The organism is Clostridium bornimense (assembly GCF_018917145.1).
GTDB lineage: Bacteria > Bacillota > Clostridia > Clostridiales > Clostridiaceae > Clostridium_AN > Clostridium_AN bornimense_A.
Genome location: NZ_JAHLOD010000022.1, coordinates 18,800 through 33,184, shown reverse-complemented (window position 1 = coordinate 33,184; position 14,385 = coordinate 18,800). Strand labels below are relative to the sequence as shown.

The window sequence follows — 14,385 nt, the reverse complement described above, 5'->3', positions numbered from 1 at the left end:
ATACCACTCTTTTTTATTTTGTCAATAATATTATTTATAAATACGAATTTTATATAATATTATTTATAAATACGAATTTTATATAGAAATTCTGTCAATAATTTACCATGAGGTGATATTATTATGGAAAAGAAAAAATGGGCTAAACATAATATAAATTTATTACTAGCATTATCGCTATTTTTCATAGACGGAATTCTATTAGCACTTTTAATCTACATAAATTTATAATATTTCTAATGATAAGTTTGTTCTAGTTATACAATTATGATATAATAAATTTCACTAAACCTATATTTACTAACAATAAAAAAAGTTTATCCACAGGTACAACGAATTTTTTCATTGCAACTGTGGATAAACTTAACTTTTACACATTTAAATACAATGGATTCTTATCTTTTACAGATACGTAAGGATTTCCTTCATAATAAAATCTATTCAAAAAGTCTCTCGCCTCTTCTGCATAATCAATTCCTATTCTTTTACTTTTAACTATTTTTCCACAAGGCGCCTCTTCCTTCTCAAAAAATTTTTTCAATTCCTCATCATAATCAACTATAAAAAGTTCTCCATCCCAAAGCAATCCACTATTAAATCTCTTATCAATGTCTAATGCCATACATAACTTTGAAGGTCCGGAAGTTAGATTTAATCGTTCCCTTTTTGTTAACTCTCCATAAGTTTTTTCACTTTTTTTCTTAGTTCTATTGATAGAAATTTTATCTAAGCCTAATAATGGCTCAATAGCCCTTATTAACACTCCCTGTGGGACCCCTTCCCTCTCTGTTATAGCATTTAAACAATAATACATTCCATAAATACTGTACACATATGACGTACCTGCCATTTTATACATAGGCTTTACCCTTTCAGTAATCTTACCTCCATACGCATGAGCAGCCTTATCATTTACACCTAGATAAGCTTCCGTCTCAACTATCTTTCCTCCCACATACTTACCATCAATAACTCTAATTAAATATTTACCTAACAATTCTTTTGCTACCGTTAATGTATCTCTACCATAGAACTCTTCTTTTAACACTTTCATATACATTTCTCCTCGTATATTAATTATAAAACTAATTTATAATATATTCTTTACAATAAGCAGAAAATTATCAACTTCAGTGTACTTATGGTTGAGTTAATGAAATTTGATATAATATTAAACTAACAAACTTCTATCACTTAATGCTTCTTTAACATGAGCATGTTCAAATTCTTTCATTAACTTTTCTGTAGTTAAATCAACTTTATCTTTTTCTCTAATATCAACTATTACTTCTCCTTTATGCATCATTATCAGTCTATTCCCACTACTAATAGCATGATTAAGATTGTGTGTTACCATAAGCGTTGTTATTTTATTCTCCTCTACAAGTTCTTTAGTTATTGATATTATTTTTTCTGATGTCTTAGGGTCTAATGCTGCTGTATGTTCATCTAACAAAAGAACTTTAGGTTTACTCATTACAGCCATTAATAATGATATTGCTTGTCTTTGCCCTCCAGATAATAATCCAACCTTATCATTTATTTTATCTTCTAACCCAAGATCTATTTTTTCTAATTGTTCTTTAAATCTATTGATATTTTTTTTATTTATACCTGGTGTTAGATTATATGATTTTCCCTTATTAAAAGCTAAAGACATATTTTCAAGTATAGTCATATTAGAACATACCCCTTGAAATGGATTTTGAAAAACTCTTCCTATCTTTTTAGCTCTATAATGTTCCTTTTTATTTATAACTTCTTCTCCATCTAATAAGATAGAACCTTCATCAGCGATAATAGATCCACCTATAAGATTAAGTAATGTAGATTTTCCCGCACCATTACTACCTATAATAGAAATAAAATCTCCTTCATTGGCAGTAAAAGAGAATTTATTAAAAATAGTATTCTCATTTACTGTTCCTTTATAAAATGTTTTGGATAAATCATTAATTTGTAGCAACTTTTTCACCACCTTTAACTCTTCTTTTAAGTGAGAAAAGACTTCCATTACAACTAAGAGCAACTACTATAATTATTGCTGTAATAAGCTTTAAGTCTTGTGGTTCTATTCTGAATTGTAGTGCTACTGCCATCGCTACCTTGTAAACTATAGCTCCTACAATAGCAAGGGTTGTCCCTTTAATAAATGAAACTTTACCAAGAATAGTTGAACCTATAATAACTGCTGCCAATGCCATAACTACTACCCCTGTTCCCATACTTACTTCTGCATAACCTTGATATTGTGCTGTCATTGCTCCTCCTAATGATACAAAACCATTGGAAATTATAAGTCCTAAAATTTTAACATTATCTTTACTCACACCAAGAGATGTAACCATTTGATCATTATCACCAACTGCTATTAATAAAAATCCCCTTTTTGTTTTTAAGAATAAATCAAATAGTATTTTAACTACAGCCAAAATACACACTATAACAACAAGTTTATTAACTTTATCACTAAAAATTAATTCCTTACCGAAAAAAGGAACATTAGATTTTCCCATTATTCTTAAATTAATAGAATATAATCCAGTCATAACTAAAATTCCACTCATAAGAGCATCTATTTTTAACTTAACATGTAATATTCCTGTAAAAAATCCTCCTATGCATCCTGCCATAAAAGCCAACAAACAACATATAAATGGATTTATATTTTTCATAAGTCCTAAAGCACAGACTGCAGCCCCTAAAGGAAATGTTCCATCTACAGATAAGTCTGGAAAATCTAATATTTTATAAGTAATATAAACACCTATTGCTACAACGGCAAATATCAATCCTTGCTCCAATGTACTAATCACTATTTTATCCATCACTAATTACTCCCTTTTATCTTTTCTGCTTTCTTATCAATATCTCCTGGCAAAGTTATCCCTAATGCATCTGCAGTATCTGTATTCACAATAAGATTCATATCTTTTAATGTTGTCACTGCAATATTTTCTGGTTTTTCTCCTTCTATAATTTTTATAACAACATCAGCTGTATTTCTACCTAATTGCTTATAGTCTATTCCTAGTGTCGCTAATGCACCATTTTCAACCATACCTCTTTCTGCTGCAATAACTGGTATTTTCTTTTCTATAGCTTTCTTATTTACTAAAGCTGCTGCATTTGCAATAGTATTGTCTGTAGGAATATATAAAGCATCTACTTCTCCTAATAATGAATTTAATGCTGCATCTATCTCATTAACATTAGTTATTCCCTTAGGTATAATTTCTAATTGAAAATCTGATGAAGCTTTTTTTGCCTTATTCACTTGCACTTCTGAATTTGCCTCTGATGTATTGTATAACATTCCTATTTTCTTTGCCTTAGGTACTAATGTCTTTAATAATTGAAATTGCTTTTCTATTGATACATCATCTGAAGTTCCTGTTACATTTGTTCCTGGATTCTCTAATGACTTTACTAATTCTGCTGCTACTGGATCTGTTACTGCAGTAAAAACTATCGGTATATCTTTTGTAGCATTATATGCAGCTTGTGCTGCTGGTGTAGCTATAGAAACTATTATATCTTTCTTATCACTTACAAAATTTTGAGCTATTTGTTGAGTTATAGCATTATCACCTTGAGCATTTTTATATTCATACTCAATATTTTTACCATCTTCATAACCTTTCTCTTTCATTCTCTCTTCAAAGCCTTCCCTAGCTGAATCTAATGCAGGATGTTCTATCAATTGCTCTAACCCAATTTTAACCTTATCATTTTTGTTAGAATCACCTTTACTACATCCAGAAATTATTCCCAATGTTAAAGTTAATGAACATATAATAGCCAATATCTTTTTCCCTTCCATGTCCCATTCCTCCTAAAAAATCGTTTACCACATATTAGCACAAACGTCATCAATTGTAAATATCCTTATTAAATGTATAGCTATATTAAAATTCACATTAGTTATATATTTTCAAAAAATAATTAAAAGAGCTATAAACCTAATAATTAAATATTATGCTTATAACTCCTTATTTGAAGAATTCCCTTATAATAAGTATCTTAACTTTAGATAAAACTTATATTATATTGTTATATAAAAACTCTTTACATTAAAAAAGCTCTTACACTCCTATTAGCGCAATAGCTTCTATTATTTATATATTCTATTCTTGTAACGATCTATGTCCAAGTCCTATAACAACTTCATTTAAATGCAATAGTCCAATAGATAAAAATATAGCCACACATATATGTTCTCCGCCTCTAGCTATACCTATTTTACCACCAACATTTAAATTATTTGCTCTTCCGCTAACTTGCGATATTGCATCTCTAGTTGCTCCTGCTATAGCACCATCCTCAACATGAGTACCTCTAATAATACCAGATCTCTTTGAAGCTACTAAAGCTCTTTCTATTATCTTTATAATACTCTCATTTAAATTTCCACCAATATCAACAGCTGCAACCTTTATCCCTTTATCTCTTAGACTTTTTTCATATTCCCTTTCTTCTTCTCTTGAAGATATTGCCATCCTTATAGCTTCTTTAGAAATATCTATACTTGAGTACATAAACCGTAACCCTCCTCATATACTTTATCTTTTGCAAGGTTATCTTATTATTTATTCTATTGATCTTCTTCTCATTGTAATATCTAATTTAATCTTCTTGCAATAATAGTATATCCCATATGTTAATAAGATTGCTAGTGCAAAAGGTGCTGCTATAATTGCTGTACAGATAAATATACTAGCTACAGACCATGCTTTAATTTTTTTACTTCTCATTTCCATCCCCATCATTCCTCTTCTTATTTGCTCTTATTATATCATGAAAAATATACAATATTTATTAAGTTCTCCTTAAGATTTTATTAAAATACTATTATAAGAAACAAGGTTAATTTATAGAAATTTTATTTTAATTTAATTTTTTAAAATAATTTTTTTATAAATTTTATTGACTTTTATTTTTTAAAATGATATTATAATATCACTAAGTCGAACGATGTCGAACTTAGTAAATGTTCCCGTAAAGCGAATGCTTATTGTATAGGATTATACCCCGTAATCCTATAAAGAATTCAATATTTCCCTAACCCCCTTAACCGCAACGCCGACGTTGCGGTTATTTTTTTATATTTAATATTTCATAAAAATCTACATTACTTCTTATATTAATTAATATATATATTAGTATCACTATTATATTTAATTCAGCAATTTTAGGAGTGATTTTTATGACTTTGACTAAGGATAAAATTAAAGAAGATTTTATAAATAAAACTACTTCTCTTTTCGCACAAGATGTATCTGAATGTAGCAATTCTTATAAATATCTTGCACTAGCTAGCCTAGTAAAAGATTATGCTGCACAAAATTGGCTTAACACTAATAAACAATATGCAGAGACTTCTGAAAAACAAATTTATTATTTCTCTATGGAATTCTTAATAGGGCGACTACTTCAAAGTAACTTAATAAACTTAGGTATCAGAGATTTATGTGAAGAAGCATTAAAAGAACTAAATATAAACCTTAGAGAATTAGAAGAAACCGAAGTAGATGCTGGCCTAGGAAATGGTGGACTTGGTAGACTTGCTGCTTGTTTTTTAGATTCTATGGCTTCACTAGAACTTCCCGGTCACGGCAATGGAATAAGATATAATTATGGACTATTTGAACAAAAAATAGTTAATGGCTACCAAGTAGAAATCCCTGATAATTGGTTAAAGGACGGTAATATATGGGAAACCCGTAAAGATGATAAATCTGTTATTGTTAAATTTTATGGTACTGTTAAAACTATAGAAAAAAAGGGACGGCTAAACTTCGAACTTCAAGATTATGAAGCTGTACGAGCTGTACCTTATGATACGCCTATAATAGGTTATAAAAATAAAACAGTAAATACCTTAAGATTATGGAGCTCTGAGCCAGTCCACTCTGATTTTGACTTATACGAATTCTCTAAAGGAGACTATTGCAAAGCTCAAGAATATAAAGCTGATGTACAAGCAATATCTCAAGTACTATATCCTGATGACTCCACCGAAAAAGGAAAGTTGCTACGTCTTAAACAACAATATTTCTTTGTATGTGCTGGTATTCATTCCATAATAAAAAGATTCAAAAAATCAGGACACTCTATTTTTGATCTAGATAAACATGTTCAAATTCACATTAATGACACTCACCCTTCTGTAGCCGTTGCTGAACTCATGAGAATTCTTATAGATGAAGAAGAATTAAATTGGGATGATGCTTTTAGAATAACAGTAAATACTCTAGCATATACAAATCATACAATACTTTCAGAAGCTCTTGAAAAATGGCCTATAGATTTATTTAAAAACTTATTACCAAGAATATATATGATTATAGAAGAAATCAACAGAAGATTCTGTGAAGATATTCGATTAAAGTTTCCTAACGATGAAGAAAAAGTACGCAGAATGTCTATTATAAGTGATGGTGTAATAAAAATGGCATATTTAGCAATAGTGGGCTCTCATTCTATAAACGGCGTAGCTAAACTTCATACTGATATCCTTAAGCATAGAGAGTTAAAAGATTTTTATGAACTATTCACTCTAAGATTCAATAATAAAACTAATGGTATAACCCATAGACGTTGGTTATTGCAAGCAAATCCTGAATTAGCTAAAGCTATATCTGATACAATAGGTGATACCTGGATAAAAAATCCAAAGGAGCTTTCTAAACTTAGAAAGTTTTCTACAGATCCAGAACTGAAATCTAGAATAGATAAAATTAAATTCAACAATAAATTACTATTAGCTCGATATGTAAAAGATAAATATAATATTTTAATAGATCCTAATTCTATATTTGATATACAAGTAAAAAGGTTACATGCCTATAAGAGACAAATACTAAATATCTTACACATAATGTACCTTTATAATACAATAAAAGAAAACCCTAATTTAGATTTAACACCTAGAACCTTTTTCTTTGGTGCTAAAGCATCTCCTAGTTACCATTTAGCAAAAGAAACTATAAAACTTATAAATACTGTAGCAACATTAATAAACAATGATCCTGTTGTAAATAAAAAAATTAAAGTAGTATTCTTAGAAAATTATAGAGTATCTTTAGCAGAAAAAGTTATTCCTTGCGCCGATGTATCAGAACAAATATCTACAACTACTTTTGAAGCATCTGGAACTGGAAATATGAAATTTATGATGAATGGAGCTATTACCTTGGCTACTCTTGATGGTGCTAATGTTGAAATATACGATGCTGTAGGTGCCGATAACATAGTTCTATTTGGAATGGATGTTCATGAAGTTACACAATATCTTAACTTTGGCGGATATTCTTCTAGACGTATATATAATGAAGATAATCGTCTAAGAAAAGTTTTAGACCAATTGGTTGATGGCTCTTTAAATGTTTCTCCTTATGAATTTAAAAATCTTCATAATTCTCTTTTAGATATGAATGATGAATATTTTGTCCTTAAAGATTTTAATTCATATGTTAAAGCGCAAGAAAAAATAGATCTACTTTATAGAGATCATCAAAAGTGGTTAGAAATGTGTATTATAAACATTGCTGAATCAGGAATATTTTCATCTGACAATACGATAAAAGATTATGCTATAGATATATGGAATACAAATCCAGTTAAAATTCAATAGAAAATGAGGTGTCGCACTCTGATCTATCTAGCACCTTTGTGCGACAGCTCCTAACTATATGACTAATTCCTTAGCCTTTCCTACTCTATTTTTTATGATATCTCTTAACTTGTAATAATCCTCCATAGACTTATTTACTTCTTCATCACTTGGAATATACTCGCTATATTGACTTTTACTTAATATATTTACAATGTCAAAAATCACTATTCCCTCTTCTTTAAATACTTTATTTCCATAACTTATATATGTATCTCCACTATCAAAATACACACCTATATTTTCTAACTGTAAAGTTATTCTTTTAAAAATTTCTTTTACAATAATATCATTACTATATTTTAAAATCTTATTTCTCCAAAGTATTTCTCTAAGGCTCTTATAAATGTATATAAGTATAATAATAAGAATAATACTTATTAACATAATGAAAGTTACATTTCTCATAGACAAATTTTCATATGCCTTTGACGTTAACTTATCGAAAAATCCTTTAAATTTATCTACAAAACCATTATTCGACTCATTAGAAATTCCTACAGTAGGTTCAAAGTTCATCCATCCATAACCTGATATATATACCTCTGGAAATGCATGAGCATCTTTTTCTCTAACTACATATTTATTACTTTCTTCATTAAACTCATCAGCTACAAATCCTTCTACATATCTTGCTGGTAATCCACTAGCTCTTGCCAAAATTACCATTGCTGATGCAAATTGCACACATACACCTTTTTTACCTTCAAAAATGAAATAATCATTATAATCTTGTCCATCCGCAGCTTTTCCCATGTCAAAATCATATTGAAATTCTCCACTTGTAAAAAACTTCTCTATAGCAACTGCCTTTTCATAATCTGAATCTTTATTTTTTGTTATCTCTTTTGCTAAATCATATACCCTATCCGGAATAGTATCTGGTAACTCTGTATATTTATATCTATATTTTATACTATCCTTTATCCCATTATATAAACTTTGCTCTAAGAAAAAATTTTTTCCTTCCATAGAGTGAAATATATCATAATATCTTTCTTTATTAAGATAGCTTAATAATTCCTTTTGCAAAGAATCTTTATTTATTTTTTGTGATACATATTTTATCTCATAGATCATGTTTTCATCAGTTTCTCTATCTTTAAGATAATATTTTGCTAAACCATCTTTATATACTTGTTCTTTAGTTCCTGGTACTCTTATATTTAATGTCCCTGGTACATTTAACAAATATTCTCCATTATAATTTCTATAATAAATTTTGGCTTTTTTAATTTCTCCATTGATAGATTTATATTTTTTTAATATATTAATCTCAGAATTATCATCATCATAATAATCTTCTACTGATGAAGCAACATCATCTATACTTGGTATAAGCTTATCCGTATCTTCTACTATTTCTTGTTGTAATAATGATTTATCACCAATACACCACTTATTATTTAGATACTTATCCCAACTTTGAACTCTTATATATAATGGTTCATCGCTCTCTACTTCAAAAAGTACCTTATTACTTTGAGGTACACTTTTTACATCTATATCTGTATCTTTTTTTGCCTCAGAAGTATTAAGTTTTTTACTTACATTACCTCCATAAGCAGTACTGATAGTATCAGATATCTTATTATTAAACTTAGGAATTGGAATAATACTAGTAAATACAATAATAAATATTAAAGCAAATATAATAACTTTAATATTCACTTCTTTATTAAGAATTTCCTTTCCTAAATTACTCATTGCATAAAGTAACATAAATAATAATATAAACATTATAAAGCTAAAATTTATACCTTTTTCACATCTACCTACATGAAAAAATAATGGTATGAATCCTATTAACAGTATAATAATCATTCTTCTTATAACTAATGTAAAATAAAATGTTACTGAAGCAAAAAAATAAGAAAACAAAATATAACTTATAATAAAAAAGTTACTAGTACACTTTTCTCCATGAGGAGCTACTGTTATCCATGCTAAATATGAAGTATCTCCATCATTTAAAATCGATAAAAATAATACACCTATAAGCAAAATTATTGTCATAATTAAATACTGTATTATTCCTTTATTCTTTCTTAGCTTTACATGATTAAAAAATATAAAAAGAGGAATATCAATTATTGATACCAATACAATACATAATATTAGTGAGCTTTCTGTTACTAAATTAAGAATCCAACTAGTGCAATTTATCGAAAAAAGTAATGGTATCATCATCTCTAGTTCATTTGATTTTAACTTTCTCACTTTATATCCCCTTTCCTAAGATAAATTATAAAATTTATAATCCTCCGTTAGTAACCACAAATTTCTTTTATTAATAGAATCATTACTCTCTTTTACTAAAACTAACTCACATTTTTTTTCATTTAATTGGTTAGTAGCTTCTATATTCTCTGTAACAAAAATCACATTACTTTTTACAGGTACCTGCTCTAAAGATTGTTTTGATTCATCTTCATTAGAAGTATAAATAAATTGGTATTCCGCAAACTTATTCTGAATTGTTATTAAATCTTCACAATCCTTTATGGATTTTATAGTCCAACTACTATTTTCATATACACATATTTCTACATCTATATTTATATCTAATAAAACAGCTGCTAATGACAATACTGTTTTCAATATTCTACTTTCTAGCATCATATTATCTCTTTTTTTATTATTTTTCTTTGTAATTATATATGGATTCATGATAATTGTTTTCTTATTAATTTCTATAATATTTTCGTTCTTTCTCACTAGAAGCTCTTGATTTCTAGAAAATCTCTTCCAGTTAACTCTATTTAAATTATCACCAGGTATATATTGTCTAAATTCATATCCTGGTTCTACTTCTACATTGTCAAAGTTTATATAATAATCACTATTTCTTATTATTCTGCTATCAGTAAAACTTCTTACTATATCACTATCTCTATCTATAGGAAAAATCATCGGTAATACTGTTAATTCTTTTTTATTATTACAAATATCTATGTTTACATTAGATATTCCAAAATAATCTTCTATTTTTATATTATCTATACCCACAGTTCCTTTTCCCCTAAATAACTGATAATATTTCATAGAAATTTCTTTCGACTTTCCTGCTTCCACAGTAAACCTAATTCTATCTGAATTATCAAAATCAAAAATATCATCTTTTATAATTTCTATTTCTATAACGGCTGTTGGTAAAATAGATTTATTTTTTATTTCTACCTTTACTTCAATAAATTCTTTCCTCATAGTATCTTCTTTCGGCAACGTAATATGTACATCTATACAACGTTTTGTATTTTGCGTAAACATTACAGCTATAATGGGTATCATAATAAATACTATAAGTAATAACCCACTGACTATTCCGCCTAAAAGATATGCATTTAAAGCTACTAAAGTAAACATGAACAAAAACTCTATTTTATTCTTCATAGACTTCATCCTTTACTTTTAATACAATGGAACTTCTACATTTTTAATTGTTTCTTTTATAATCTCTTCATTAGTAGTTCCAATGCTAGATTTTAATATTAACCTATGTGCTAAAACCGGTACTGCCATCTCTTGAATATCATCTGGAATAACATAATCTCTTCCTCGAATATATGCTAAAGATTTAGCTGCTTTTAACAAGCTTATTCCTCCTCTAGGACTTATCCCTACTAATACTTTTGGATTTTTTCTGGTTTCTTGTATCAAATCTACTATATAATATTTAATATTATCAAATATAATAACTTCTTTTACTTGTTCTTGCATATTAATAAGTTCTTCTATAGTTATTATTGATTCTAATTCTTTTAATGGATTTTTACTTTCAAATCTGTCTAAAATCAATTTTTCTTCTTCCTTATTAGGATATCCCATAGATACCTTTAATAAAAATCTATCCATTTGAGCTTCAGGTAATTTATAGTTTCCTTGATGTTCTACCGGATTCTCTGTGGCTAATACCATAAATGGTCTAGGAATATCATGTCTTTTCCCATCTACAGTAACTTGAAACTCCTCCATAACTTCTAATAAACTTGATTGACACTTTGGCGATGACCTATTAATTTCATCAGCTAAAAGAAAATTGCACATAACTACTCCTGGTTTATATGTAAATTCTCTCTTTTCAGAATCAAACATAGAAAATCCTACAACATCTGATGGCATTATATCGGGAGTAAACTGTATTCTATTAAAAGCTCCATCTACAGACTTAGCTAATGCTCCAACAACTTGTGTTTTTCCAACACCAGGTACATCTTCAATAAGTACATGACCTTCACTAAGCAACGCTACCATAAGATGTTCTATAACATTTCTTTTTCCAATTATAATTTTCTCTATATTATCTATTATTTTTTTTACATTTTCATTCATTAGATTCCTCCAACATATTTGACATACTTTGCTATGTAATTATATATTCTTTTGGAAAATTTTGCAACTAGATGTTATAAAAAATTCACAATCATCGAAGATGTTCCTATAGTTATTTTGCACTAAAAACATTCTTCTACAATTGTGAATTTACTTTCTTATATTACTTTCTTATATTACCACATCTATTCATAGCACTTATTAATGCATTCAATGATGCTGTAGCAATATTTTCTGATATTCCTACTCCAAACCATTCTTTTCCTTTGCTTTCTATTTGTATATAACAAACTGCTCTAGAGCAAGAACCTCCTTCAAGGGCATGTTCTGAATAATTTTTAAACTTACAATCAACATCTTCATCAGATATTAATCCATTATAAAATGCATTTAGTGGACCATTTCCTTTTCCTACAATCTCTTTTATCTTACCATTCACTGCAACCTTAGCTTTGATAGAGACTATATTCTTACCACCTTCTACATCATCAGTTGATTGTATTTCATATCCCTTAAGTTCATATGGCTTATTTACATCTAAATAGTGCTCTTTAAATATATCAAAGATTTGATTAGGTGTTAATTCTACTCCTACTTCATCAGACTTTTCTTGGACAAATGAACCAAATTCCGGATGCATTGCCTTAGGCAACATAAATCCAAAATCATTTTCCATTATATATGCTGCTCCACCTTTTCCTGATTGACTGTTTATTCTTATAATTTCTTCATATTCACGACCTAAATCATGGGGATCAATAGGAAGATATGGTACTTCCCACATATAAGAATTTTTCTCCTTCATAGCTATAAATCCTTTTCTTATAGCATCTTGATGTGATCCTGAAAAGGCTGCATATACTAGCTTACCTGCATATGGATGTCTAGGATGGACATAAAGTTTAGTACATCTTTCATAAACTTCTATTAACTTATTAATATCGTGAAAATCTAACTTTGGATCAATACCTTGAGAATATAAGTTCATAGCTGTTGTAACTATATCAAGGTTTCCTGTTCTCTCACCGTTACCAAATAGAGTTCCTTCTAATCTATCTGCTCCTGCCAAAAGTCCAAGCTCACTTGATGCTGTACAAGTTCCTCTATCATTGTGAGTATGAAGACTTAATATAATATTTTCTCTATTAGATATATGTGTGGAGAACCATTCTATTTGATCTGCATAAACATTTGGTGTTGCCATTTCTACTGTAGATGGTAAGTTTATTATTACCTTTTTATCTTTAGTAGGTTTCCAAACATCAATAACTGCTTCGCAAATTTCTAGAGCATACTCTAATTCTGTACCAGTAAAGCTTTCTGGTGAATATTCAAAAGTAAAATCTGTTTCTGGATACTTGTTTTTATATTCATTTAGTAACTTAGCACCACTAACGGCTATATCAATAATCTCTTCTTTAGACTTTCTAAATACAACTTCTCTTTGTAATACTGATGTAGAATTATAAAGATGCACTATAGCCTTTTTTACCCCAACTAAACTTTCAAAAGTCTTTTTTATTAAATGCTCCCTAGCTTGTGTTAATACTTGTATTGTAACATCATCCGGTATAAGATTTTCTTCTACTAAAGATCTTAAAAATTTATATTCTGTTTCTGATGCTGAAGGAAACCCTATCTCTATTTCTTTGAACCCCATATCAACTAATAGTTTGAACATTTCCTTTTTCTCTTCAACATTCATAGGTGATGGCAATGCTTGATTTCCATCTCTTAAATCAACACTACACCAAATAGGTGCTTGTTCTATTACATTATTTGGCCATTTACGATTAGGTAAATTAACCACTGGATACTTTCTATACTTTTTGAAATCATATGACATATATATTTAGCCCCCTCTTATATTATCAATAGAAAATAAAAAACCTCGTCTCATAAAAGAGACGAGGCTAACTCGCGGTACCACTCTATTTAGCTTCTGTTACAAAAGCTCACTCTATCGGTGGCGACTTATAAAAAATTTACCACCTATCCCTATAACGTGGGAATTACGTTCATCCTTAGACAAAATCAGTCTAAGTTAAAAGCTCACAGACAAGTTCAGAACTAAAAAATTACTGGTTCACAGCTCCTCCAGCTCTCTGAGAATTTTTATCATACTTACTACTTCTGATCATTGCTTGTAAAATATTGATTGTAAAATATTATATATTATAAAGTAGATTTTGTAAATACCTATTTCCATTTTCTATTGCTGTATTTATTTCTTGCTGCTCTACTTTACTTTGACTTTTAACATCATTAAGTAAAATTTTTTCTTTATCTTTAGTTTTACAAGCTAAGAAATTTATTAATATAGCTATAATAATTATTATTGTAAAAATTCTCTTTACCATAAAACTTTTCCCCTATCA

The 14,385-nt window shown here is 28.6% G+C and carries 12 protein-coding genes and 1 other annotated feature; of the genes, 1 reads left to right on the top strand and 11 read right to left on the bottom strand.

Annotated features, from left to right (window positions below; translation table 11 throughout):
* Positions 1–370: 370 nt before the first annotated feature.
* The 6 genes from KQI30_RS09420 to KQI30_RS09395 all read right to left on the bottom strand — a co-directional run bounded on the left by KQI30_RS09420 (position 371) and on the right by KQI30_RS09395 (position 4,754).
* A complete protein-coding gene (locus KQI30_RS09420) occupies positions 371–1,054 on the bottom strand; it encodes a DNA-3-methyladenine glycosylase (RefSeq protein ID WP_216463051.1) in 684 nt (227 codons plus the stop codon).
* A 117-nt stretch (positions 1,055–1,171) separates the two neighbouring features.
* Positions 1,172–1,966, bottom strand: coding sequence for an ABC transporter ATP-binding protein (locus KQI30_RS09415; protein ID WP_216463050.1), 795 nt, complete (start codon positions 1,964–1,966; stop codon positions 1,172–1,174).
* On the bottom strand, positions 1,953–2,828 hold the full coding sequence (locus tag KQI30_RS09410; RefSeq protein WP_216463049.1) for an ABC transporter permease: 876 nt from the start codon (positions 2,826–2,828) through the stop codon (positions 1,953–1,955). Before KQI30_RS09410 ends, KQI30_RS09415 begins: the two co-directional genes overlap by 14 nt.
* A gap of 2 nt (positions 2,829–2,830) precedes the next feature.
* Complete coding sequence (locus KQI30_RS09405; RefSeq protein ID WP_216463048.1) at positions 2,831–3,823, bottom strand: ABC transporter substrate-binding protein; 993 nt, start codon at positions 3,821–3,823, stop codon at positions 2,831–2,833.
* Positions 3,824–4,127: 304 nt separating this feature from the next.
* A complete protein-coding gene (locus KQI30_RS09400; RefSeq protein WP_216463047.1) occupies positions 4,128–4,538 on the bottom strand; it encodes a HutP family protein in 411 nt (136 codons plus the stop codon).
* 51 nt (positions 4,539–4,589) lie between these two features.
* Positions 4,590–4,754, bottom strand: coding sequence for a hypothetical protein (locus KQI30_RS09395; protein ID WP_216463046.1), 165 nt, complete (start codon positions 4,752–4,754; stop codon positions 4,590–4,592).
* Positions 4,755–5,206: 452 nt separating this feature from the next.
* Between KQI30_RS09395 and KQI30_RS09390 the strand changes: the two genes are divergently transcribed.
* Positions 5,207–7,636, top strand: coding sequence for a glycogen/starch/alpha-glucan phosphorylase (locus KQI30_RS09390; RefSeq protein WP_216463045.1), 2,430 nt, complete (start codon positions 5,207–5,209; stop codon positions 7,634–7,636).
* A gap of 54 nt (positions 7,637–7,690) precedes the next feature.
* Here the strand turns inward: KQI30_RS09390 and KQI30_RS17560 are convergent, their stop codons facing one another.
* The 5 genes from KQI30_RS17560 to KQI30_RS09365 all read right to left on the bottom strand — a co-directional run bounded on the left by KQI30_RS17560 (position 7,691) and on the right by KQI30_RS09365 (position 14,367).
* Positions 7,691–9,895, bottom strand: coding sequence for a transglutaminase domain-containing protein (locus KQI30_RS17560; protein WP_216463044.1), 2,205 nt, complete (start codon positions 9,893–9,895; stop codon positions 7,691–7,693).
* 15 nt (positions 9,896–9,910) lie between these two features.
* Positions 9,911–11,068 (bottom strand): DUF58 domain-containing protein, encoded by a 1,158-nt coding sequence (locus KQI30_RS09380; RefSeq protein ID WP_216463043.1) that lies wholly within the window; start codon positions 11,066–11,068, stop codon positions 9,911–9,913.
* A gap of 18 nt (positions 11,069–11,086) precedes the next feature.
* On the bottom strand, positions 11,087–12,007 hold the full coding sequence (locus tag KQI30_RS09375) for an AAA family ATPase (protein WP_216463042.1): 921 nt from the start codon (positions 12,005–12,007) through the stop codon (positions 11,087–11,089).
* 163 nt (positions 12,008–12,170) lie between these two features.
* Positions 12,171–13,853 (bottom strand): 2-isopropylmalate synthase, encoded by a 1,683-nt coding sequence (gene leuA / locus KQI30_RS09370; protein WP_216463041.1) that lies wholly within the window; start codon positions 13,851–13,853, stop codon positions 12,171–12,173.
* A gap of 54 nt (positions 13,854–13,907) precedes the next feature.
* Positions 13,908–14,157, bottom strand: a binding site (T-box leader).
* A gap of 18 nt (positions 14,158–14,175) precedes the next feature.
* Positions 14,176–14,367: a hypothetical protein gene (locus KQI30_RS09365; protein WP_216463040.1), complete on the bottom strand. Its 192-nt coding sequence runs from the start codon at positions 14,365–14,367 to the stop codon at positions 14,176–14,178.
* Positions 14,368–14,385 lie beyond the last annotated feature (18 nt).

What these genes read in the sequence shown, in the direction of transcription:
- KQI30_RS09420 (WP_216463051.1), bottom strand. Translation starts at nt 1,054, where the DNA reads ATGAAAGTGTTAAAAGAAGAGTTCTATGGTAGAGATACATTAACGGTA.
- leuA (WP_216463041.1), bottom strand. Translation starts at nt 13,853, where the DNA reads ATGTCATATGATTTCAAAAAGTATAGAAAGTATCCAGTGGTTAATTTA.
- KQI30_RS09375 (WP_216463042.1), bottom strand. Translation starts at nt 12,007, where the DNA reads ATGAATGAAAATGTAAAAAAAATAATAGATAATATAGAGAAAATTATA.
- KQI30_RS09380 (WP_216463043.1), bottom strand. Translation starts at nt 11,068, where the DNA reads ATGAAGAATAAAATAGAGTTTTTGTTCATGTTTACTTTAGTAGCTTTA.
- KQI30_RS09405 (WP_216463048.1), bottom strand. Translation starts at nt 3,823, where the DNA reads ATGGAAGGGAAAAAGATATTGGCTATTATATGTTCATTAACTTTAACA.
- KQI30_RS09400 (WP_216463047.1), bottom strand. Translation starts at nt 4,538, where the DNA reads ATGTACTCAAGTATAGATATTTCTAAAGAAGCTATAAGGATGGCAATA.
- KQI30_RS09395 (WP_216463046.1), bottom strand. Translation starts at nt 4,754, where the DNA reads ATGAGAAGTAAAAAAATTAAAGCATGGTCTGTAGCTAGTATATTTATC.
- KQI30_RS09390 (WP_216463045.1), top strand. Translation starts at nt 5,207, where the DNA reads ATGACTTTGACTAAGGATAAAATTAAAGAAGATTTTATAAATAAAACT.
- KQI30_RS09410 (WP_216463049.1), bottom strand. Translation starts at nt 2,828, where the DNA reads ATGGATAAAATAGTGATTAGTACATTGGAGCAAGGATTGATATTTGCC.
- KQI30_RS09365 (WP_216463040.1), bottom strand. Translation starts at nt 14,367, where the DNA reads ATGGTAAAGAGAATTTTTACAATAATAATTATTATAGCTATATTAATA.